25 protein-coding genes and 1 tRNA gene are annotated in these 22,216 nt (G+C 58.5%); 6 read left to right on the forward strand and 20 right to left on the reverse strand.

Annotated elements, in window-relative coordinates; all coding sequences use genetic code 11:
• Positions 1-41 precede the first annotated feature (41 nt).
• The 4 genes from PSH94_RS20005 to PSH94_RS20020 all read left to right on the forward strand — a co-directional run bounded on the left by PSH94_RS20005 (position 42) and on the right by PSH94_RS20020 (position 3,774).
• Entirely contained in the window at positions 42-1,418 is a 1,377-nt protein-coding gene (locus tag PSH94_RS20005) for an L-serine ammonia-lyase (RefSeq protein ID WP_181080068.1), read from the forward strand.
• Between the two features lie 39 nt (positions 1,419-1,457).
• Positions 1,458-2,582, forward strand: a complete 1,125-nt coding sequence (gene gcvT / locus PSH94_RS20010) for a glycine cleavage system aminomethyltransferase GcvT (protein WP_305435614.1) — start codon at positions 1,458-1,460, stop codon at positions 2,580-2,582.
• A gap of 396 nt (positions 2,583-2,978) precedes the next feature.
• A complete protein-coding gene (locus PSH94_RS20015) occupies positions 2,979-3,191 on the forward strand; it encodes a cold-shock protein (RefSeq protein ID WP_014339904.1) in 213 nt (70 codons plus the stop codon).
• A gap of 94 nt (positions 3,192-3,285) precedes the next feature.
• Positions 3,286-3,774: an RDD family protein gene (locus PSH94_RS20020; RefSeq protein WP_181080066.1), complete on the forward strand. Its 489-nt coding sequence runs from the start codon at positions 3,286-3,288 to the stop codon at positions 3,772-3,774.
• Between the two features lie 69 nt (positions 3,775-3,843).
• Here PSH94_RS20020 and nadA read toward each other — a convergent pair whose 3' ends face one another.
• The 18 genes from nadA to PSH94_RS20110 all read right to left on the reverse strand — a co-directional run bounded on the left by nadA (position 3,844) and on the right by PSH94_RS20110 (position 18,320).
• Entirely contained in the window at positions 3,844-4,902 is a 1,059-nt protein-coding gene (gene nadA / locus PSH94_RS20025) for a quinolinate synthase NadA (RefSeq protein WP_181080065.1), read from the reverse strand.
• Positions 4,903-5,193: 291 nt separating this feature from the next.
• Positions 5,194-5,269, reverse strand: a tRNA-Lys gene (locus PSH94_RS20030).
• A gap of 110 nt (positions 5,270-5,379) precedes the next feature.
• Positions 5,380-6,027, reverse strand: a complete 648-nt coding sequence (gene queE, locus PSH94_RS20035) for a 7-carboxy-7-deazaguanine synthase QueE (protein WP_253509147.1) — start codon at positions 6,025-6,027, stop codon at positions 5,380-5,382.
• Positions 6,028-6,191: 164 nt separating this feature from the next.
• The gene (ybgF, locus tag PSH94_RS20040; protein WP_181079090.1) at positions 6,192-7,028 is read right to left on the reverse strand and encodes a tol-pal system protein YbgF; all 837 of its coding nucleotides are present in this window, start codon (positions 7,026-7,028) and stop codon (positions 6,192-6,194) included.
• A gap of 6 nt (positions 7,029-7,034) precedes the next feature.
• The gene (pal, locus tag PSH94_RS20045) at positions 7,035-7,535 is read right to left on the reverse strand and encodes a peptidoglycan-associated lipoprotein Pal (RefSeq protein WP_181079088.1); all 501 of its coding nucleotides are present in this window, start codon (positions 7,533-7,535) and stop codon (positions 7,035-7,037) included.
• 55 nt (positions 7,536-7,590) lie between these two features.
• Positions 7,591-8,871, reverse strand: a complete 1,281-nt coding sequence (tolB, locus tag PSH94_RS20050) for a Tol-Pal system beta propeller repeat protein TolB (protein WP_181079086.1) — start codon at positions 8,869-8,871, stop codon at positions 7,591-7,593.
• 17 nt (positions 8,872-8,888) lie between these two features.
• Complete coding sequence (tolA, locus tag PSH94_RS20055; protein ID WP_181079084.1) at positions 8,889-9,962, reverse strand: cell envelope integrity protein TolA; 1,074 nt, start codon at positions 9,960-9,962, stop codon at positions 8,889-8,891.
• Positions 9,962-10,414, reverse strand: a complete 453-nt coding sequence (gene tolR / locus PSH94_RS20060) for a protein TolR (protein ID WP_181079099.1) — start codon at positions 10,412-10,414, stop codon at positions 9,962-9,964. Before tolR ends, tolA begins: the two co-directional genes overlap by 1 nt.
• Positions 10,415-10,437: 23 nt before the next feature.
• Positions 10,438-11,133, reverse strand: a complete 696-nt coding sequence (gene tolQ / locus PSH94_RS20065; RefSeq protein ID WP_032890916.1) for a protein TolQ — start codon at positions 11,131-11,133, stop codon at positions 10,438-10,440.
• Between the two features lies 1 nt (position 11,134).
• Positions 11,135-11,590 carry a tol-pal system-associated acyl-CoA thioesterase gene (ybgC, locus tag PSH94_RS20070; RefSeq protein ID WP_181079082.1) on the reverse strand — a complete coding sequence of 152 codons (456 nt, stop codon included), beginning with the start codon at positions 11,588-11,590 and terminating at the stop codon, positions 11,135-11,137.
• A gap of 139 nt (positions 11,591-11,729) precedes the next feature.
• Positions 11,730-12,788 (reverse strand): Holliday junction branch migration DNA helicase RuvB, encoded by a 1,059-nt coding sequence (gene ruvB / locus PSH94_RS20075; RefSeq protein ID WP_181079080.1) that lies wholly within the window; start codon positions 12,786-12,788, stop codon positions 11,730-11,732.
• The gene (gene ruvA / locus PSH94_RS20080; RefSeq protein WP_181079078.1) at positions 12,789-13,400 is read right to left on the reverse strand and encodes a Holliday junction branch migration protein RuvA; all 612 of its coding nucleotides are present in this window, start codon (positions 13,398-13,400) and stop codon (positions 12,789-12,791) included. It abuts the gene before it with no gap.
• A gap of 67 nt (positions 13,401-13,467) precedes the next feature.
• Complete coding sequence (gene ruvC / locus PSH94_RS20085) at positions 13,468-13,992, reverse strand: crossover junction endodeoxyribonuclease RuvC (RefSeq protein ID WP_181079076.1); 525 nt, start codon at positions 13,990-13,992, stop codon at positions 13,468-13,470.
• Between the two features lie 159 nt (positions 13,993-14,151).
• The gene (locus tag PSH94_RS20090; protein ID WP_124387983.1) at positions 14,152-14,898 is read right to left on the reverse strand and encodes a YebC/PmpR family DNA-binding transcriptional regulator; all 747 of its coding nucleotides are present in this window, start codon (positions 14,896-14,898) and stop codon (positions 14,152-14,154) included.
• A gap of 149 nt (positions 14,899-15,047) precedes the next feature.
• Positions 15,048-16,823 (reverse strand): aspartate--tRNA ligase, encoded by a 1,776-nt coding sequence (gene aspS / locus PSH94_RS20095; protein WP_181079072.1) that lies wholly within the window; start codon positions 16,821-16,823, stop codon positions 15,048-15,050.
• 109 nt (positions 16,824-16,932) lie between these two features.
• A complete protein-coding gene (locus tag PSH94_RS20100; protein WP_181079070.1) occupies positions 16,933-17,154 on the reverse strand; it encodes an FmdB family zinc ribbon protein in 222 nt (73 codons plus the stop codon).
• A 168-nt stretch (positions 17,155-17,322) separates the two neighbouring features.
• Positions 17,323-17,664, reverse strand: a complete 342-nt coding sequence (locus tag PSH94_RS20105) for a ribbon-helix-helix domain-containing protein (RefSeq protein WP_305435615.1) — start codon at positions 17,662-17,664, stop codon at positions 17,323-17,325.
• 182 nt (positions 17,665-17,846) lie between these two features.
• Entirely contained in the window at positions 17,847-18,320 is a 474-nt protein-coding gene (locus tag PSH94_RS20110; protein WP_181079066.1) for a Dps family protein, read from the reverse strand.
• Between the two features lie 399 nt (positions 18,321-18,719).
• On the opposite strand from PSH94_RS20110, the gene PSH94_RS20115 reads away from it, so the two are divergent.
• On the forward strand, positions 18,720-19,322 hold the full coding sequence (locus tag PSH94_RS20115; RefSeq protein WP_078734478.1) for a cold-shock protein: 603 nt from the start codon (positions 18,720-18,722) through the stop codon (positions 19,320-19,322).
• A gap of 68 nt (positions 19,323-19,390) precedes the next feature.
• On the opposite strand, the gene PSH94_RS20120 is transcribed toward PSH94_RS20115, so the two are convergent.
• Both PSH94_RS20120 and PSH94_RS20125 read right to left on the reverse strand, forming a co-directional pair.
• On the reverse strand, positions 19,391-19,597 hold the full coding sequence (locus PSH94_RS20120) for a SlyX family protein (protein WP_181079064.1): 207 nt from the start codon (positions 19,595-19,597) through the stop codon (positions 19,391-19,393).
• A gap of 3 nt (positions 19,598-19,600) precedes the next feature.
• On the reverse strand, positions 19,601-20,026 hold the full coding sequence (locus PSH94_RS20125; RefSeq protein ID WP_305435616.1) for an HIT domain-containing protein: 426 nt from the start codon (positions 20,024-20,026) through the stop codon (positions 19,601-19,603).
• A 745-nt stretch (positions 20,027-20,771) separates the two neighbouring features.
• Here PSH94_RS20125 and PSH94_RS20130 point away from each other — a divergent pair.
• Entirely contained in the window at positions 20,772-22,052 is a 1,281-nt protein-coding gene (locus PSH94_RS20130) for an OprD family porin (protein ID WP_266246549.1), read from the forward strand.
• The last annotated feature ends 164 nt before the right edge of the window (positions 22,053-22,216 follow it).

The following is a 22,216-nucleotide window of genomic DNA, read 5'->3' on the forward strand; positions in this document are numbered from 1 at the left end:
GCTTGCCGCTGCTCCTATAACAAGAAACCGGAGAACAACTCATGTCTTTAAGCGTGTTCGACCTGTTCAAGATTGGCATCGGCCCCTCCAGTTCCCACACCGTCGGCCCGATGCGCGCCGCCGCTCGATTCGTCGAGGGGCTCAAGCGCGACGGCCTGTTGAGCGCCACCACCAGCGTCAAGGTGGAACTCTATGGCTCGCTGGGCGCCACCGGCAAAGGCCACGGCAGCGACAAAGCCGTGCTGCTGGGCCTGGAAGGCGAACACCCGGACACCGTGAATACTGAAACCGTCGCAACGCGCCTGGCACAGATGCGCAGCGATGGCCGTTTGAATCTGCTCGGCGAACACCGCATCGCGTTCAATGAGAAAGAACACCTGGCGATGATCCGCAAACCCCTCGCCTATCATCCCAACGGCATGATCTTTCGCGCTTTCGATGCCGCCGGTCTACAAATCCGCAGCCGCGAGTATTACTCGGTCGGCGGGGGCTTTGTGGTGGATGAAGGGGCCGCCGGCGCTGACCGGATTGTTGAAGACGCCACACCGCTGACCTTTCCATTCAAGAGTGCCAAGGATCTGCTGGGGCATTGCGCGACGTACGGGTTGTCCATCAGCCAGGTGATGCTGACCAACGAAAGCGCATGGCGTCCGGAGGCGGAAACCCGGGCCGGCCTGCTGAAGATCTGGCAGGTCATGCAGGACTGTGTTGACGCTGGCTGTCGCAACGAAGGCATTTTGCCCGGGGGGTTGAAGGTCAAGCGCCGCGCGGCAGCCCTGCATCGTCAACTGTGCAAAAACCCGGAATCGGCGTTGCGCGATCCGTTGTCGGTGCTCGATTGGGTCAACCTGTATGCCCTGGCGGTCAACGAAGAAAACGCCAACGGCGGGCGCGTGGTCACAGCGCCCACCAACGGTGCGGCCGGGATCATTCCGGCGGTGCTGCATTACTACATGCGCTTTATCCCAGGGGCGAACGAAGACGGTGTGGTGCGCTTTCTGCTCACCGCTGCCGCCATCGGCATCCTGTACAAGGAAAATGCGTCGATCTCCGGCGCCGAAGTCGGCTGTCAGGGCGAGGTCGGCGTGGCCTGCTCCATGGCTGCCGGCGCATTGTGCGAAGTGCTGGGCGGCAGTGTTTCGCAGGTGGAAAACGCCGCCGAGATCGGCATGGAGCACAACCTTGGCCTGACCTGCGACCCGATTGGCGGCCTGGTGCAAGTGCCCTGCATTGAGCGCAACGCGATGGGCTCGGTGAAGGCGATCAACGCGGTGCGCATGGCTTTGCGCGGTGACGGGCAACATTTCGTATCCCTCGACAAGGTCATCCGCACCATGCGCCAGACCGGCGCCGATATGAAGAGCAAATACAAAGAAACCGCCCGTGGCGGTTTGGCAGTCAACATTATCGAGTGCTGACGCCCGAAGGCGCGGCAGTACGTTTTTCAGGAGCTGAACATGTCCACCGAAACCCTGTTGAAAACCCCATTGCATGCCCTGCACATCGAGCTTGGCGCCCGCATGGTGCCCTTTGCCGGCTACGACATGCCGGTGCAATACCCGCTGGGTGTGATGAAGGAACACCAGCACACCCGTGATCAGGCCGGGTTGTTCGATGTGTCCCACATGGGTCAGATCCGTCTGACCGGCGCCAATGCCGCCAAGGCCCTGGAAACCCTCGTACCGGTCGACATCATTGACCTGCCGGTGGGCATGCAGCGCTACGCGATGTTTACCAACGATCAGGGTGGCATCCTCGATGACCTGATGGTGGCGAACCTGGGTAACGACGAACTGTTCCTGGTGGTCAACGCTGCCTGCAAGGATCAGGACCTGGCTCACCTGCGCCAGCACATCGGCGACCAATGCACCATCGAGCCGTTGTTTGCAGAGCGTGCCCTGCTGGCTCTGCAAGGCCCGGCGGCGGTGAAGGTGCTGGCGCGCCTGGCGCCGGAAGTGACCAGGATGACGTTTATGCAGTTCGCCGCCGTGCGCCTGCTGGGTGTGGATTGCTATGTCAGCCGCTCCGGCTACACCGGCGAAGACGGTTTTGAAATTTCCGTGCCGGCCGCGAGCGCCGAAAGCCTGGCGCGCAGCCTGCTGGCCGAGACCGAAGTGCAACCCATCGGCCTGGGCGCCCGCGATTCCCTGCGCCTGGAAGCCGGGCTGTGCCTCTACGGCCATGACATGAATACTGACACCACGCCGATCGAAGCCAGCCTGCTATGGGCAATCTCCAAGGCACGCCGCGCCGACGGAGCGCGTGCCGGCGGTTTTCCGGGCGCTGATCGGATCTTCACCCAGCAACAAGTCGGCGTGGATCGCAAGCGCGTGGGCCTGCTGCCTCAGGAGCGCACGCCTGTACGTGAAGGCGCTGAGCTGGTCGGCGAAGACGGCGCCGTGATCGGCCATGTCTGCAGCGGCGGCTTCGGCCCGAGCTTGGGCGCCCCCCTGGCCATGGGTTACCTGAACAGCGCCTTCACCGCTCTGGACACGCAAGTCTTTGCCTTGGTGCGTGGGAAAAAGGTGCCGGTTCGTGTAAGTAAATTGCCATTTGTGCCACAGCGCTACTATCGCGGCTGAGTAACTGTTTCTATAAGTAACGGAGGTCGCGTAAACGCGCACTAAACTGTAACGCGACCGCCATATAACAGTGCATTCACGATAGGAATTATTACTTGGTTCGACCTATAACAAGTGAGTGATTCTATCGAATAAGCCTGTGGACTTATATTCATCGAAGTGGCACGAAGCCAAGCAAACACGGGGCTATGAGCGGGGCTTGTTTTTTCCGCATTAGTTGGCGTAGAGTTTGCCCACTGTGTTTGCATGGGTCGCTTGGAACCTGGACCTGGGCAGTAGCTGAAGTAGTTGTGCTACAACCCGTTCGACGTCTCTTACTTTCCTGCAACCCAGCCCAGTACTCTTTCGTGTGGAAAGGGGCTGTCATTAATTTTTTAGCGTCAAGGAAATAAGAAAATGGCTGATCGTCAGAGCGGTACCGTCAAGTGGTTTAACGACGAGAAAGGGTTTGGTTTTATCACTCCAGAAAGCGGTCCGGATCTGTTCGTGCATTTCCGCGCTATTCAGGGCAACGGCTTCAAGAGCCTGAAAGAAGGCCAGAAAGTGACCTTCGTTGCGGTGCAAGGCCAGAAAGGCATGCAGGCTGACGAAGTTCAGGCAGAGGGCTGATTCCCTCTGCGACAAAAAGCCCCTGATATGACATCAGGGGCTTTTTTATGGGCGCAATTCCGTAAAATGGCTTTTTTCTTCCGAGAGCCCTGCCATGTCCAAACCCTTGCTGAGCCCCCAAGGCGAATTCCCCGCCGTGGGCCTGGGCCGTCGTCTGGCAGCGATGTTCTATGACTTCCTGTTGTGCACCGCACTGATGATCGTCACTGCGTTCATCTACAAACTGATCTGGATCGCGTTCGTGGGTGAAGCCAGGATGCGCACGCTTACCGAATCCGGCGCATTGGATGGAGACCCATTACTGTCGACGATTCTGTTATTTGTACTGTTCGGGTTTTTCGCCAAATTCTGGACCCATTCCGGGCAGACCCTGGGCATGCAGGTGTGGGGCGTGCGCGTGCAGAATGCCGACGGCTCGCGGATCAGCCTGTGGCAGGCGCTGCTGCGCTTTGTGGTGTCAATTGCGTCGTGGTTGTGTGTAGGGCTGGGGTTTATCTGGTCGCTGTTCGACAAGCACAAACGCAGCTGGCATGACATCTATTCCGACACCCAGCTGGTGCGGATTCCGAAGCAAAAAAGATAACCCGCCGCCTGAACGAGCTCAAAATGCGGGAGGAGCAAGCCCCTCCCTCCCTGTTTTTTTCGCGTTCGACTATGCGTTACCGGCCAGCTTCAGGCGTGCAGCCTGGGTGAAATCCAGCATGCGCTTGAGCGGCCTCACGGCGTGGGGGATCACGGAAGGCTCGACGAAGATCTCGTTGCTGCCCTCGCGCAGGCACTGCAGGGTGCGCTCCAGCGTGTTCATCGCCATCCACGGGCAGTGTGCGCAACTACGACACGCAGCACCGTTACCGGCCGTAGGCGCCTCCACAAACACTTTGTCCGGGCACAACTGCTGCATCTTGTAGAAGATGCCGCGGTCGGTCGCCACGATAAAGGTTTTGTTCGGTAAACGTTGTGCCGCCGCGATCAACTGGCTGGTAGAGCCCACCGCGTCAGCCAGCTCGATCACCGACGTCGGAGATTCGGGATGCACCAGAATGGCTGCATCCGGATACAGCGCCTTCATGTCTTCCAACTGCTTGGACTTGAATTCTTCGTGGACGATGCACGCACCGTCCCACAACAGCATGTCCGCACCGGTCTGGCGCTGGATGTAGGTGCCCAAGTGCTTGTCCGGGCCCCAAATGATGGTCTCGCCGTTGTCCATCAGGCTCTCGACGATTTCCAGCGCACAACTGGAGGTCACCACCCAGTCGGCCCGGGCTTTGACCGCAGCTGACGTATTGGCATACACCACCACGGTACGCTCGGGGTGCTGATCGCAAAACGCTGAAAACTCATCCACCGGGCACCCCAGGTCCAGCGAGCAGGTCGCCTCCAGTGTGGGCATGAGAATGCGCTTTTCAGGGGTGAGAATCTTGGCCGTCTCCCCCATGAAACGCACGCCGGCGACCAGTACGGTCCTGGCCGGATGAGCGGCACCGAAGCGGGCCATTTCCAGGGAATCGGAGACACAGCCACCGGTTTCTTCGGCCAGGGCCTGAATCACCGGGTCGCAGTAAAAATGGGCCACCAGCACCGCATCCTGAGCCTTGAGCTCGGCGGCGATGGCGCTACGCAGGCTCGCCTCTTCATCGGCGCTGAGGGCCTTGGGCTGCTTGGCATCGAGGTGGGCTTGAACCAGTAGGCGTTCGGAAATCTGCGTCATGTTCGCAAGACCTGCAGGCGCAGTAGCGCGAAAGTCGAGTGTACCACCGGCTCTGGAGCCCTTCGGGCGCCGCCGGACGAAGTGATTGTTCATCAAGCACGGGTGAAGCAGCGCAAGGCTACAGAATATCGAATGGATTCAAAAGCCTAATCTAGTATTCGCGGGTGCCTGCCGAAGCGGCGCGGGGCATGCACATCGTGTGATATTGGCTGCGGGAGATTCCATAGGGCAAAAAAAAACCCGGAAATCCTCACTTACGTGGGCCTTCCGGATTTTCTAAACCGCTAAAAATGGTGGGTCGTGTGGGATTCGAACCTACGACCAATTGGTTAAAAGCCAACTGCTCTACCAACTGAGCTAACGACCCGCTGTGTGGTGGCGCGTATAATACTGATTTCTAAGGATTATTCAACACCTTATTTCAAATAAATCAGAAAAAACGCGTTGAGGCTGTAATTGCGGCGATTCTTCGCCCTCTCAGCGACCCGGCTCGTCGTTCCACAGGTACTTGTGCAACTGCAACTGCAAGCGCACCGGCAGGTTGTCAGCCACCACCCAATCCGCCAGGTCGCGGGCATTGAGGTCGTGGTGACTTGGCGAAAACAGCACTTCACCAGCTCGACGATCGAGACCGTATTGGATCAGCTTGGAGTTCGCCCAGTCGTAATCCTCACGAGAGCAGATAACGAACTTGACCTGATCGTTGGGCGTCAGCAGCTCGATGTTCTCGTAACGGTTGCGATGAGCTTCCTTGGAGCCTGGGGTCTTGAGGTCGACCACGCGACTGACACGTGGGTCGACTGCGGAAATGTCCAAGGCTCCGCTGGTTTCCAGGGACACTTCATACCCGGCATCGCATAATTGCTTAAGCAATGGGATGGCATTGGGTTGGGCCAACGGCTCACCACCGGTCACACAGACATAGCGAGGCTTAAAGCCGGCAACCTGTTCCAGGATGTCGTCGAGGGTACGCACCGTACCGCCACTGAAGGCGTAAGCGCTGTCACAGTATTGGCAACGCAGCGGGCAACCTGTCAGCCGTACAAACACAGTGGGCAGGCCAGCGGTCCGCGTTTCACCCTGCAACGAGTAAAAAACTTCGGTAATACGTAATGTGTCTTGCATAGTCGCCACGGGCGTAACAGCTAAACAGGCTGTCCGCCTCCGTCAGGCACTTCAAGGAACCCCGCCAACGCGCAGGCCCCAGGAAGCGTGTTTCATAAAAGGGCGTGGATTCTAACGAAAAAACCCGCGCCAGGCGCGGGTTTCTTCTAAACGGGTAGCATCGCTTACAGGCGCTGCAGATCCCGTTGAGCCAACTGAGCGGCGGAAGTCCCCGGATATTGGGCTACGACCTGCTGCAGAATGCCTTTGACCTTGTCGGTATGACCCAGGCGGCGCTCTACGTCAGCGAGTTTGTACAGCGAGTCCGGCACCTTGGCGTGTTTGGGGTACAGTTGGCTGACCTTGGCAAATGCCTGGCCCGCGCCCTGCAGATCCCCCTTTGCCAGGTTGACTTCACCCAACCAGTATTGGGCATTACCCGCGTACTGGCTGTTGGGGTATTTGCGCAGGAATGCGGTAAAGGCCTGGCTGGCCTTATCGAAGTCCTTGGCTTTGATCAGGTCGAAGGCTGCATCGTAATACAGTTTTTCCTTGGCCGGATCACCCGGTTCGCTGCTGGCGGCAGGAGCTTGAGCAGCAGCAGCGGCCCCCGCTGCCGCACCACCGGCAGCAGCGCTTGGCGCGCCACCGGCAGAAGAATTATCAGGAGTAGCGGCAGGTGTAACGCCCGCTCCTATGCGTCGATCAAGATCCTGGTATCGCTCCAGGCCTTCTTGCTTGAGCTGGTTCACTTGATTCTGCAGAACTTCAATCGCGCCTTGCTGCTGCGCCAATTGATCCTGCATGCGTTGCAGCTGATTGAACAGTTCGCCCTGTGCCGAGGGGGCGGACGTAGCCGCCCCCCCAGCATAGGCGCCGTTCGTGCCATAACCTGCCGGCGGATAACTGCTCCCGCTATTGTTATAGCCAGAGTTGCTATCTTCCACAGGAACCGCAGCCCACACCGCAAGCGGTGCGAGGCTGAGAGCCAATACAGTCAGAGCACGACGGCACGTTCGCATGACGAATTACTTACGCAGTTCGACGCGACGGTTTTGAGCCCAGGACTGCTCGTCGTGGCCAGTAGCAACTGGACGCTCTTTACCGTAGGAAACCAGTTCCAGCTGAGCTGGCGAAACGCCTTGCAGGACCAGGTAGCGTTGAACGGCTTTCGCACGACGCTCGCCCAGTGCCATGTTGTACTCACGAGTACCACGTTCGTCGGTGTTACCTTCCAGAACAACGCGAGCGCCGTTACCTTTCAGGTCCTTCGCGTGAACGTCCAGAGCGCGCATGGCTTCTGGCTTCAGGTCCGAACTGTCGTATTCGAAGTAGAAAGTGGTGATAGCGCGCAGAGCAGCTTCTTCGCTCAGGGAGCCGTCAACTGCACCAGTGTTAGCGCCGTAACCAGCGTTTGGATCAACAGCTGCGCCTTCACCGGCATTGTCGCCGCCTTTGGACGAGCAACCAACGGCTACGGACAGAGCCAGAGCCAGAGCAGCAAACTTACCAAACTTCAGCATTTCCATCGTGAAACTCCTAATGAACCCCAGTGTGTTAAGCAAATCTTTTTGTAGCGCCGCGTCAGTTCAGGTAAGGGGACCAGGATGGTTCTCTGACTTCGCCTTGTGCGGTAGGAAGCGGGAGCCTTACGCGTCCGTTAATGGACACGAGCATCAAGACTCCCCGGCCCTGCTGGCGGGTGGCGTAGATTACCATGGTGCCGTTGGGCGCAACAGTGGCTGACTCATCAAGGTTGGTATCTGTAAGGATTTTTACGGTTCCGCGCTGCAAATCCTGGGCCGCAACCCGGAAATTAGTGAAACCATCCTGACGGTGAATCATCACCAACGTCTTTTCATCGGCCGAAAGCTTAGGGTTGGCGTTGTAGTTACCAATAAAGGTCACACGCTCCGCACCGCCACCGCCAATGCTGGACTTGTAGATTTGCGGCTTACCGCCACGGTCGGAGGTGAAGTAGATAGTCGAACCATCCTTACCCCAGAACGGTTCGGTGTTGATGCCCGGGCCGCTGGTGACACGGGTGATCTGGCGCGAAGCCATGTTCATCACGTAGATATCCGGGTTGCCATCCTTGGACAGCACGAACGCCAGGCGCGAACCATCCGGCGACCAGGCAGGTGCACCGTTGAGGCCTTCGAAGTTGGTGATCTGCTCACGGCGACCGGTATCGATGTGCTGGACAAAGATACGCGGACGTTTCTGTTCGAAAGACACATAGGCGATACGCTTGCCATCGGGCGCAAAGCGCGGCGACAGGATCGGCTCACGCGATTGCAGCAACGTCACTGCGCGCGCGCCGTCGTAGTCCGAACGCTGCAAGGTGTAGCGGGTGTTGTCCACGGAGAAACGTTCAGCCGTCACATACAGCAGACGCGTCGAGAAGGCACCCTTGATACCGGTCAGTTTCTCAAACGATTGGTCTGAAATGTAGTGGGCCATATCCCGCAGTTGATCGGTGGTACCCGACACGCTGCCGGTCAGGACCTGCTGCTCTGTCGCCACGTTGAACAACGTGTACGTGATCTGCAGACGACCGCCGGCCGGCACAATGTTGCCGACCATCAGGTACTGGGCGCCGACGGCTTTCCAGTCACGGAACACGACTTCGCTGGCCTGGTTCGGCTGGCTGATCATGTTGCCTTTCGGAATCGGTGCGTAGTAACCGGAGTTGCGCAGGTCGTCACTGACGATCTGAGCCATGTCGTCCGGCAATACGCTGCCGCCCTGCCAACCGAACGGCACTACGGCGATCGGGGTAGCCCGATCGCTGCCGCTGGTGACCAGGATGTTCTTTTCATCCGCCGCCGCTATCCCTGCCATACAGCAAATAACGACAAGCATTCCTCGAAGAAGGTTTCTCACAAGGCTAGATCCTCAGGTGTGAATGTCATCTTGAATGAACGATAGGGAGCGAAGTCGCTTGGTTTCATTCCCTGCATCTCGGTCAACCGGCCAATATTCTTGACTGCGGCAACCGCCGAACTGTCGAACGAACCGTCACCACTGGACTTGGCGACGCTGACCGAAGTCACCGTACCGTCCGGCAACATGCCGATCTGCAGCACTACTGTCATGCCTTTGCGTGCCGAAGGTGGACGCGTCCAACCTTCCGCTGCCCGCGCCCGAATCAGGTCGTCGAAACTGCCCGCGACTTCATCACCGCGTTCATCGGCCAAGGCTTGCTGACGCTGCGGCGTATCCGAAAGCAAATCTGCCAAGGCCTGAGCCTTTTTCTCTTCGGCGGATTTGCGCGCTGCTTCCTGGGCCTTTTTCTTCTGGGCGTCGGCGGCAGCTTTCTTCTTCGCGTCTTCGGCGACTTTCTTCTTCGCCTCGTCTGCTTCAGCTTTTTTCTTGGCGTCTTCGGCGGCTTTTTTCTTCGCGTCTTCGACTATCTTCTTCTTGGCTTCCTCAGCGGCCTTTTTCTTGGCCTCTTCCTCGGCAGCTTTCTTGGCTTCTTCTTCAGATTTCTTCTTGGCTATATCAGCCAATTGTTTCTCTTCGGCCTTTTTAGCTTCGGCGGCTTTCTCGGCTTTCTTGGCTTCATCAGCCTTTTTCGCCTCGTCGGCCTTCTTGGCTTCGTCAGCCTTTTTCGATTCCTCGGCCTTTTGAGCCGCCTCTTCTTTCTTTTGTTCCGCAGCAGCCTTCACCGCTTCCTGCTCGACCTTCTTCTGTTCCATCTGCTCGACTTCAGTCTGGCGCGCAGCCGACTTCTGGGCCTCCCCGGCAATCTTCTGATTGGTCTGGGTAGTGGCCTGGCTTTTCGATTTCAGCTGATACAGGGTCGCCTGCACGATCGGCTTGGCTGGCGGCAGGTCCGGGGTCATGGCAAAGCTGACGAACAGCATGCCGAACACCAGGACATGCAGGGCAATCGCCCAGACACTAGGCCAGAAGTAGCTTTCCGAGGCGGACGGCTCTCGCTGTTGCTGCATCAGGGCGCCTCGGTAATCAAGCCAACGTTACCGACGCCGGCCTTCTGCAGTCCGCCCATGGCACCCATGACGGAGCCGTAGTCGACCGACTTGTCGCCGCGGATGAACACCTGGGTGCGCTTGCCGCCTTCGTTACCGGCGCGAATGATCTTGGTCACCGCGTCGGTCATCGCCGGCAAGGTCAGGGCCTTGTCCTGCTGCTTCTGAGTATCGACTTCGCTGCCAAGGTTCCAGTAATAGGTCTTGTCGGACTTGATCGAAATGGTCAGCACCTGGGTGTTGTTGTCCTGAGGCAAGGCTTCGCTGGAAACCTTGGGCAGGTCAACCTTCACACCCTGGTTGAGCATCGGCGCGGTCACCATGAAGATCACCAGCAGCACCAGCATCACGTCGATGTAAGGCACTACGTTCATCTCGGCGACCGGCTTGCGCTTGGTTCGAGCTCGAGTGATTAAAGCCATCGGGGAGTACCTGCTTATTCTTCGCTGGTGTGCACTTTACGGTGCAGGATCGCCTGGAATTCATCGGCGAAGGTGTAGTAACGGCCAATCAGGTTCTCGCCGCGCGCGGCAAAACGGTTGTAGGCGATAACCGCGGGAATGGCGGCGAACAGGCCGATCGCGGTAGCGATCAGGGCTTCGGCGATACCAGGTGCCACGGTAGCCAGGGTCGCTTGCTGAGCCTGGGCCAGGCCGCGGAAGGAGTTCATGATGCCCCACACGGTACCGAACAAGCCGATGTAGGGGCTGACGGAACCAACGGTGGCAAGAAAAGGCAGGCTCTGCTCAAGCTTCTCTTCCTCGCGGGAAATGGCCACGCGCATGGCACGGGCCACGCCTTCCATGACCGCTTCCGGGTCTACGCCTGGCTGCTGGCGCAGACGGGAGAACTCCTTGAAGCCGGCGCGGAAAATCTGCTCGACGCCCGAATCCGGGTCCGGGTTGCTGCCGGCCTGGCGATAGAGCTTGGACAGGTCGATACCCGACCAGAAGCGCTCTTCAAAGCTCTCCAGGGCACGTCGACCGGCACGCAACAGGTTGCTGCGCTGAAAAATCATGACCCAAGAGGTAACCGATGCGGCTACCAGGATCAGCATCACCAGTTGAACCACGACACTGGCATTGCTGACCAGGCTCCACATGGAGGAATGGTCGACGACGGTAGGTTCCACGCTAAATCTCCTGCTTTGATTGTTTACCCGCGCCGCTCACGGCGGCAAAGGCCACACGTAGAGTTTCGGGAATGGCCCGAGGTTTCAAACTGATGGTGCGCACACACGCCACCAAAAACTGCCCCTCACAGAGCAGCGTTGCATCCGTTGCCCGCCTGACCTGCTGTTTGAAACGCAGGCTGGCACGGTTCAATTCAATTACTTCAGCGCTGACCAGCAGCTCATCGTCCAGTCGCGCCGGTGCGTGGTAACGCGCCTCGCTGGAATGCACGACGAATAACAGGTCCTCCCCTGCCAGCTGGGATTGGGCAAAGCCCAGCTCCCGTAGCCGCTCGGTTCGGGCCCGCTCCATGAACTTGAGATAATTGACGTAGTAAACGATGCCGCCGGCATCGGTGTCCTCGTAATAAACGCGACAGCGATGTGCGAACGACTGATCCCCGTTTTGCGCGCGCATACTCTAGTGCTTACTCCTGAGGTTGCCAATCCGGCCAGGCAACTGTTTTTTAATTCTCTGAAACATTTTCACTGACTGAATGACGACGCCAGTCACTGGGACAGCACAAAGCTGGAATAAATCGTCAAGCCGAACGCTTTTAATCGTCCACTGCATCGAGGAATTCGTCTACCACGGGCATCTCGCCCAATCGTGACGGGATATTTAACCCGAAGTGCAGGTAAGCATGGCGCGTCACCACCCGCCCCCTTGGCGTACGCATGATGTAACCCTGCTGGATCAGGTACGGTTCAAGCACATCCTCAATGGTATGGCGCTCTTCGCTGATGGCCGCCGCCAGGCTGTCCACGCCCACCGGCCCACCGTCGAACTTCTCGATCATGGTCAAGAGTAGCCGCCGGTCCTGGTGATCGAAGCCATGTTCGTCAACATCCAGCAGGTTCAGCGCCAGGTCTGCCACCGCCTTGGTGATGTGCCCTTTGGCGCGCACTTCGGCGAAGTCCCGCACCCGACGCAGCAAGCGGTTGGCAATACGCGGCGTACCGCGTGCGCGCCGAGCGATTTCAAACGAACCTTCCGGGTCCAGGGGCAAGCCGAGGATGCTCGCCGAACGACTGACGATGGTTGCCAGGTCCGCCGTGCTGTAGAACTCCAGACGTTGAACAATCCCGAATCGGTCTCGCAGAGGATTGGTCAGCATCCCGGCACGCGTCGTTGCGCCCACCAGCGTGAAGGGTGGCAGGTCGAGCTTGATTGAACGGGCCGCCGGGCCTTCGCCGATCATGATGTCGAGCTGGAAGTCTTCCATTGCCGGGTACAACACTTCCTCGACGATCGGCGAAAGACGGTGGATCTCATCGATAAACAGCACGTCGTGCGGTTCAAGGTTGGTCAGCAGGGCCGCCAGGTCGCCCGGACGCTCCAGCACCGGGCCGGACGTGGACTTGATCGACACGCCCATCTCCTGGGCAATGATGTTGGCCAGAGTGGTCTTGCCCAGCCCCGGCGGGCCGAAGATCAATGTGTGGTCCAGGGACTCACTGCGCCCGCGCGCCGCCTGGATGAACAGCTCCATCTGCTCGCGCACGGTGGGCTGGCCGATATACTCGGCCAGGCTCAGGGGGCGAATGGCCCGGTCCTGGACTTCTTCACGGTCGCGCGGGCCGGTGGCCGCAATCAGACGATCTGCTTCAATCACTTAAATCATTCCCTTCAGGGCGCGGCGGATCATGTCTTCACTGCTCAGGTTCTTGTCCTTGATCGCCGACACGGCTTTGCTGGCTTCCTGCGGCTTGTAGCCCAGGGAGATCAGCGCACTGACGGCGTCGCTTTCAGCGCTCGCAACCTGGCCCGCCGGCATATCCGGCTGGTTCGGAACCAATGCGAACATGCTCGGCACCACTTCCCAGGCTTTAAAGCGGTCTTTGAGTTCCACCAGCAGGCGCTCGGCAGTCTTCTTGCCCACGCCTGGCACCTTGGTCAGCGCCGAGGTGTCCTGCGCCGAGACGGCACGCACCAGCTCGTCCACCTCCAGGCTCGACATCAAGGCGAGTGCCAATTTGGGCCCTACGCCATTCAACCGGATCAGTTCGCGGAAGAAATCGCGGTCGCGCTTGCCAATGAAACCATAGAGCAATTGCGCATCTTCGCGCACCACCAGATGGGTATGCAGGGTTATCGGCTCGCCGACCGATGGCAGGCGATACAGAGTCGTCATGGGGACTTCCAGCTCATACCCCAGCCCATTGACGTCCAGAATCAGGTGCGGCGGCTGTTTTTCAGCCAGGATGCCGCGCAAACGTCCAATCACGGTACAGATCCTTAACACGTAGGGTCAGATCAACGCCTGACCGGAAATCACGATTGCGCTGATGCTATCAGAGACGCAGGCGCCCGCCACGACTGCGTGCCGTACCGAGGCCGTGAGGCAGCAGGCTGGAACGGGTATGGGCATGGCAAATGGCAATGGCCAGGGCGTCAGAGGCGTCAATCTGCGGTTTTGCGGTGAGCTTGAGCATGTGCATGACCATCATCTGCACCTGCTCTTTGTTGGCGGCGCCGGTGCCGACCACGGCCTGCTTGACCTGGGTCGCGGTGTACTCGGCGATCTCCATGCTCTCCTCCGCGCCGGCGACGATGGCCGCGCCACGGGCCTGGCCCAGTTTCAACGCGGAATCGGCGTTTTTCGCCATGAACACTTTTTCAATACCCATGGTGACCGGGCCGTAGGTCTGGATAACTTCGCGCACGCCCCGATAAACGATCTGCAGGCGCTCGGCCAATTCACCCGAACCGGTACGGATACAGCCCGACGCAACATACACACAGCCGCGCGGGGTGTGTTGCACCACGCCAAAACCGGTGATGCGCGAACCGGGGTCGATACCTAGGATTAAAGTCATAACGCCTGCGGGTTGGGTTAAACAAATTTTTTGATACAGGGAAAATTCAATGTGGGAGGGGGCTTGCCCCCGATTGCAGCGTATCAGTCACCCCATACAGCCACTGATACACCGCTATCGGGGGGCAAGCCCCCTCCCACAATGAAGCCACATCGCACTTCAGCCCAGCTGTTCGGCCACTGACTCTGGAATGTCGGCATTCGAATAGACGTTTTGTACATCGTCCAGATCTTCAAGCATATCCAGCAATTTCAACACTTTCTGCGCGCCGTCCAGGTCCAATTCAGCGCTGGTGGTCGGCAGCATGACGATTTCCGCGTCGGTGCCTTTGAAACCGGCAGCCTCCAACGCGTTACGCACGGCATAAAAGCTGGCAAACGAGGTGAACACATCGATGGAGCCATCCTCGTTGGTCACCACATCATCGGCATCCGCCTCCATCGCCGCTTCCATCAGCGCGTCTTCATCGGTGCCCGGCGCGAAGGTAATCTGCCCCTTGCGCTCGAACAGGTAGGCCACCGACCCGTCAGTACCGAGGTTGCCACCGCACTTGCTGAACGCATGGCGCACGGCAGCCGCGGTGCGGTTGCGGTTGTCGGTCATGCATTCGACCATTACCGCCACACCGCCCGGGCCGTAGCCTTCGTAGGTCAATTCGACCATATCATCGGTGTCGGCCGCGCCGGCCCCACGGGCCACGGCGCGATCGATGATGTCGCGGCTCATATTGGCGCCGAGCGCCTTGTCCAGAGCCAGACGCAGACGCGGGTTGGAACCTGGATCACCACCACCCTGACGGGCAGCGACGGTCAGTTCGCGGATCCACTTGGTAAAAATCTTGCCTTTCTTGGCATCCTGACGCTCTTTGCGGTGCTTGATGTTCGCCCACTTGGAATGGCCAGCCATAACACAACTCCGAATTCTCTAGAAACCTTGTCAATCCTGCCCCAGGCCGGATTTCTATCTGTTGAACACAGCCCTTGGAACGCAAAGGCGCATCCGAAGATGCGCCTTTTTAGACTGCGTAAACCTCAGTGCGCTTTCACGCAGCAGCCTTACTCAGCCTTCGGCGTCTCGCGCAGGCGGATGTGCAGTTCACGCAACGCCTTGGCATCGACTACGCCCGGAGCCTGCGTCATCACATCAGCAGCACTCTGGGTTTTCGGGAAGGCGATCACTTCACGGATCGACTGGGCGCCGGTCATCAGCATCACCAGGCGGTCCAGACCGAACGCCAGGCCACCGTGTGGCGGTGCACCGTATTTCAAGGCGTCGAGCAGGAAGCCGAATTTCTCTTCCTGTTCCGCTTCGTTGATGCCCAGCAGGCGGAAAACCGCTTGCTGCATCTCTTTGCGGTGGATACGGATCGAACCGCCACCCAACTCGGTGCCGTTGAGCACCATGTCGTAGGCTCGGGACAAAGCGCCTGCCGGATTGGCTTCCAACTCTGCAGGGGAGCATTTCGGCGCGGTGAACGGGTGGTGCAAGGCGCTGAAGCTGCCGTCGTCGTTCTCTTCGAACATCGGGAAGTCAACCACCCACATCGGCGCCCACTCGCAGGTCAGCAGGTTCAGGTCGTGACCGAGCTTGATACGCAGTGCGCCCAGGGCCTCGCTGACGATCTTGGCCTTGTCGGCGCCGAAGAACACGATATCGCCATCGACCGCACCGACGCGATCAAGGATCACATTCAGGTTGGCTTCCGGGATGTTCTTCACAATCGGCGACTGCAGGCCGTCAACGCCGTTGGCGCGCTCGTTGACCTTGATGTAAGCCAGGCCCTTGGCACCGTAGATGCCGACAAACTTGGTGTAGTCGTCGATCTGCTTGCGCGGCATGCTCGCGCCGCCAGGCACGCGCAGAGCGGCGATGCGGCATTTAGGGTCGTTGGCCGGGCCGCTGAACACCTTGAAGTCGACTTCTTTAAGCTGGTCGGCCACGTCCACCAGTTCCAGCGGGTTACGCAGGTCGGGCTTGTCGGAACCGTAGCGGCGCATGGCTTCTTCGAACGTCATGTGCGGGAAGTCACCGAATTCCAGGTCCAGCACTTCCTTGAACAGGTTGCGGATCATTTGTTCGGTGATACCCATGATCTCTTTTTCATCGAGGAAGCTGGTCTCGATGTCGATCTGGGTGAATTCCGGCTGGCGGTCGGCGCGCAGGTCTTCGTCGCGGAAGCATTTGGCGATCTGGTAGTAACGGTCGAAGCCGGCCACCATCAGCAGTTGCTTGAACAGCTGCGGTGATTGCGGCAACGCGAAGAACGAACCGGCGTGGGTACGGCTAGGCACCAGGTAGTCACGCGCGCCTTCCGGGGTGGCCCGGGTCAGGATCGGCGTTTCAACGTCAAGGAAGCCGTTTTCGTCGAGGAAACGACGGATACTGGTGGTCATGCGCGAACGCAGACGCAGCTTCTCGGCCATTTCAGGACGGCGCAGGTCCAGGAAGCGATAGCGCAGACGGGTCTCTTCGCCCACATCGGAGTATTCGTTGAGCGGGAACGGCGGGGTTTCCGACTCGTTCAACACTTCCAGCTCGTAGCCCAACACCTCGATACCGCCGGAGGCCATGTTCTTGTTCACGGCACCGGCCGGACGCAGACGCACCTTGCCGGTGATTTTCACGACGTACTCGCTGCGCACGCGGTCGGCAGCGGCGAAGCTCTCGGCGCGGTCCGGGTCGAACACCACCTGGGCCAGACCGTCACGATCACGGATGTCGAGGAAGATCACCCCGCCGTGATCGCGGCGACGGTGAACCCATCCGCAAAGGGTGATTTCCTGACCTTCCAGGGTCTCGTTCAGTTGGCCGCAATAGTGGCTGCGCATCATGGTCGTGGTTTCACTTCTCGTAATTCGAAATTCGGTGGAGGCCTGCCTCGGTCACCGGACATTTAAGCCAGGGGACGGATAATGCAGGAGCCTGCGCGTAGAGTTCAACTCAGTCTGCTTTGTCGCCGCCCGCCAGGTTCTTCTTGGCGCCGGTCTTGAAATCGGTCTCGTACCAGCCGCCGCCACTCAGACGGAAGCCCGGCATCGACAACATCTTCTTGAGCTCAGGGGCCTTGCAGGCCGGGCAATCGACCAACGGCGCTGCGCTGATCTTCTGGATGGCTTCCAACTGATGACCGCAGGAAGCACATTGATAGTCGTACATGGGCATGGCGATGTCTCGCGAACAGATCGTTACTGCGCCACGCCTGCCCGAAGGGTAAAGCCCCGGCCTGCGCAGCAAAGCGCGGGATTATATCTGGTTAATCGAGGCAGCGCAGCCGGCTTTCTGCCCGAAAGCCTGCCCGCCAGGATGGCGGACCGGCACCGGGCACCCGGGCTACTCCGGGCTGGGCGAAGACGCACGCCCCTTTAGCAGGTGAACCACGCACACCACCCTGACCAAACCGCTGAAGCTCTTCACCCCCCCATAACGCAAGTGCACTTCCCGATCGACGTAAGACAGCAACGCACTGACTGAACAGGCGTTGAGCCTGGCGATTTCCGTCAGGATATTCCAATAGATCTGCTCAAGACGCAGGCATGTTGAGAACCCGTTGAGCCTGACTGATCGAGACAGCGGCCTTGCCAGCCCCATGTCGAACCCCTTGGAAAAGGGATCGACCTTTATCTTATGAACGCCACAGGCTTCCATAACTCCATTACATACTGCACGTGACATACACCTGACACTCCATTGCCAAACAGCAGCCCACGGGTTTCTCCCATTGGGCAGTGGGCCTATCAAACAGCACGAAGCGCGGGGTGAGCCAGAAGACAGGGAGTTGAAAGCTGTAGGACAACGCCAGGAAGTGCGCAGAAACATGCAAGCGGCGCCAGGACGGCGCCGCTCAGGGCCGAGCCTTACTTGGACTCAAGCAGGGAACGCAGCATCCATGCAGTTTTCTCGTGCACCTGCATCCGCTGGGTCAGCAGGTCCGCGGTCGGTTCGTCGCTGACCTTGTCGAGCAGCGGAAAAATGCCACGCGCGGTACGAGTGACCGCCTCCTGACCTTCCACCAATTGCTTGATCATCTCTTCAGCGCTGGGCACACCCTCCTCTTCCTTGATGGAAGACAGGCGCGCGTAGACCGAATAGGCACCCGGCGCCGGGAAACCGAGGGCACGGATGCGTTCGGCAATGGAGTCCACCGCCAGCGCCAGCTCGTTGTACTGCTCTTCAAACATCAAGTGCAGCGTACGAAACATCGGGCCCGTGACGTTCCAATGGAAGTTATGGGTCTTCAGGTACAGTACATAGGTATCGGAAAGCAGGCGCGAAAGCCCATCGACGATGGATTTACGATCTTCTTCACTGATACCGATATCGATTGCCATGGTTATCCCCTTCAATTGACAAACATTCATTGAGCAGATGCAGCACCACTCTAGCAAGAGCGCCGGTGATGCGCAGCGGGCAAGGTGCGGCAAATCGCCCATGCGGACGATTTGCTGATCACGATAGGAACATTCTCAAATAATCCACCCAAACCACCCGCACCTGTCTAGGACAAGCGTTTGCTCCGGAAATGCCCAACCCTTCGCAACACCGCGAAATGCTTGATTTGAGAAGGCACGGCCTTTGCTGTTAAATAGGCAGCGTGTCGCCATCGTTAATGTCTGCGGTGGCCGGCATAGGCTGATACCCGCGTACGTGCCCAACGCCTCCCATTGTTCAGAAGCGAACCGTGCCAGTCAGCTCTTCCTTGTGATCCGTCTTAACGTGAGTTAATCAAAATGTTGAAAATCGTCCACCTGCTAACGGGCGTTGCAGCGTTGCTGCTGTCCTTTATACCGAGCCTGCAACCAGAGAGCCTGCCGTACCTGCAACAACACGACGCGCTGTATCTGGCTCTGTTCGGCCTTCTCAACCTGACGCTGGCACCCGTGATTCCTTATTGGAACAAGGGCACTCGTCATCAACTGCAAAACTTGGTCAGCGCGCTGCTGGTACTGACCGTCGTCGTACAAACCCTCACCCTCCTGGCACCCATGCCTGAAGTCGGCGGCCACCCGGCCATCCTGCTCAGCCTGGTCATTGCTGTGGTCGCCATTGTTCTTCACCTGGCCATCAGCTTCTACCGCTCGTCCCCGGCGGCCGCGTCGCAAACCTACGACATGACCAATCGGGATACCGGTACCGTCAAGTGGTTCAACACCTCCAAAGGCTTCGGCTTTATTTCCCGCGATTCGGGCGATGATATTTTCGTCCACTTCCGGGCCATTCGCGGCGAAGGCCATCGCGTCCTGGTGGAAGGCCAGCGCGTGGAGTTCTCCGTCATGAATCGCGACAAAGGCTTGCAAGCCGAAGACGTGATTGCCGCACTGCCGCGCCGCTGAGTCCAGCTGCCCGCAGCAAAAAAAACCGCGATCCAGCCTGGCTGGGTCGCGGTTTTTTCATGGCGCCATTAATAGTGAGGCGGTGGTGCTTCTTCTTCGGACGTTTCGAATTGGCCGCCCATCTCTTCCTGGCGCTTGAGCAGCGCAGTTATCTGCAACTGCAGGCGCTCGACCGCGCGTTGCTGCGTGACCAGGATGTCGTTGAGGGTCTCGATGGTGTCATCCTGAAAGGCCAGGCGGCTTTCCAGGTCGGTAACACGCTCTTGCAAGTCCATGATTCAGCCCTGGGCAAAATTGAAGTCGGCGGGTAGCAGCTCGCGCAGACGCGCACGCAATGCCGCCACCTGTTCTTGCGTATAAGGGCGAGCCGGATGCTTGCCCCATACCGGCGAAGGCCACGCGACGTCATCACGCTTGCGCACGATCACATGCACGTGCAACTGGCTGACGACGTTACCCAGCGCGCCGATATTCATTTTATCCGCGCCCAGACCGTCGTTTAGCCACTGCGCCAGACCGGTCGTCTCTTCCCAGAGTTTTTGTTGATCTGCGACATCCAGATGAAACACCTCGCTGATACCGTTGATGCGCGGGACCAGGATAAACCACGGGTAGTTCGAGTCGTTGGACAGCAGCAGGCGGCACAGCGGGAAGTCCCCGATGACCAGTGTGTCTTGTTGCAGGCGTTGATCTAAGGCGAACACCGCGGGCACTCCATTGGGCAAGTCAGATTCAGGGCCCCAGCATACCTTTGAATGCCTGTCGCTTCACGACCATTGCGGATCAGCCTGTGAGGCATCGAAGCGAAAATCCGCACCCTTTCGATGCAGACCAATATTTAAGCTACGCTGGAATGGGCCTCACCGGGATGCACCAAAATGACCCACTCATGCTTCAAAGGGATCCGCCAATTACTCACTTTCGGGGTGAACCGGTAACGTTTTATCCGGCCAGGCGTTTTGCGCTCACCCCAACCAGGCAGAGCACGCGGCCGTCAAGGCCAAACAAAAGGGCGTAAAAAGCCCGTGCTTATGCGGTTTTTACAGGAACGGAACTTTTTTCACGAAAAAATGACATTCGGTTACCGCTTTGAGCACGCTTGTTGCATTCACACCCACATCGTCGGCAACGGCACCCGTTCGGAAGCAGGTGTTTCGCGATAAAAACAACGGCGGTTCAATGCACGGCAGGGAAGCATTCAATCCTTCAAAGAGGTTTTGAAACAGTATTGAAGTTGTCAGTCCGGTTACATTCCGGACTGTGAATTTGCGACATGGAGCTAGCAATTTACGACAGCCTCGTAAAGAAGCTGAAAGGAAAGATGGGTAAGTATCGTCAATAGAGTCCGCGTGATATAACTTTGCGCCGACACAAAAAAGAAAGAGCCGCCCAGATAAAAATACAGGTGGGACGGCAGTACTCTTCCGAAAACCAAAGGAGCAAATCACGATGCGCGTGATGAAGTGGAGCATGATCGCACTGGCTGTTTCAGCCGGTACCTCGCAGTTCGCAATGGCGTCCGCCCAGGACGATTCCAAGGGCTTTGTTGAAGACAGCACTTTCAGCATCAATACTCGCGCCCTGTACTTCAGCCGCGACTTCCGTAATAACCCGTCGGGCCCTGGCTCCAAAAGCCGCGCCGAAGAAACCGGCCTGGGCTTCAACGCACTGTACGAGTCGGGCTTCACCCAAGGCACCATCGGCGTAGGTGTTGACGTGATCGGCCTGATGGGCCTCAAGCTCGACAGCGGTAAAGGTCGCGCGGGTACCGGCCTGTTCCCGACCGGCTCCGATGGCCGCTCGCAGGATGACTACTCCAAAGGCGGCGGCGCTGTTAAATTCCGTATCTCCAATACCGTCCTCAAAGTCGGTGACCAATACACCACCGCGCCGGTGTTCGCTTCCGACGACAGCCGTCTGCTGCCTGAGCTGCCACAGGGCATCTCGATCACCAGCAACGAGATCAAGGGCCTGAAACTGGAAGGCGGTCACTTCACTTCCAGCGTCGCGCAGAACCAGACCTACCATGACAGCCTGGGCCTGACCAAGACCGACTTTGTCGGCGGTGTCTACTCGTTCACTCCAGAGGTCACCGGCAGCCTGTACTACGCGAAGACTGAAGACTACTTCCGCAAGTACTACAGCAACCTGAACTGGACCCATGCCCTGAGCGATGACCAGTCCTTCGCGCTGGACTTCAACATCTACGACACCAAGAGCGACGGCGCAGGCCTTCAGCGTGCCGAGAAAGATGGTGTAACCAAGCTCGACAACCGCGCATTCAGCTTGCAGGGTGCGTACACCATCGGCGCTCACACCTTCACTCTGGCGGCCCAGAAGGTCACCGGCGACGGCGACTACGGCTATGGTGTAGACGGCGGCGGCTCGGTCTTCCTGGCCAACTCCGTGGCCCGCTCCGACTTCAACGCCGAAGGCGAGAAGTCCTACCAGGCGCGTTACGACATCAACATGGCCACCTTCGGCATTCCTGGCCTGAGCTTCATGACTCGCTACGTGACCGGCAGCGGCGCCAACACCGCCACGACCTCGAACGGCAAAGAGTGGGAACGCGACATCGAAGCCAAGTACGTCGTCCAGAGCGGCCCGGCTAAAAACCTCAGCTTGCGTCTGCGTCAAGCAACTTATCGCTCCGGCGATGGCGTGTACTACGGTTCGCCTTCGATCGACGAGCTGCGTCTGATCGCGAACTACCCGCTGAACATCTTGTAATTTTCGGTTTAATTACAACGATGACTTAAGGCCTCGGCCTTAAAATAGAAAGCCGGCCTTCTGTTTCCAGAGGGCCGGCTTTTTTATTGCAAAATTATTACTTCAGAAAATAACTAGCAAGCTAACTAACGAGATTAAGGTGACACGTTTAACCTGACCGAATG

This window comes from Pseudomonas sp. FP2254, assembly GCF_030687695.1.
Lineage (GTDB): Bacteria > Pseudomonadota > Gammaproteobacteria > Pseudomonadales > Pseudomonadaceae > Aquipseudomonas > Aquipseudomonas quebecensis.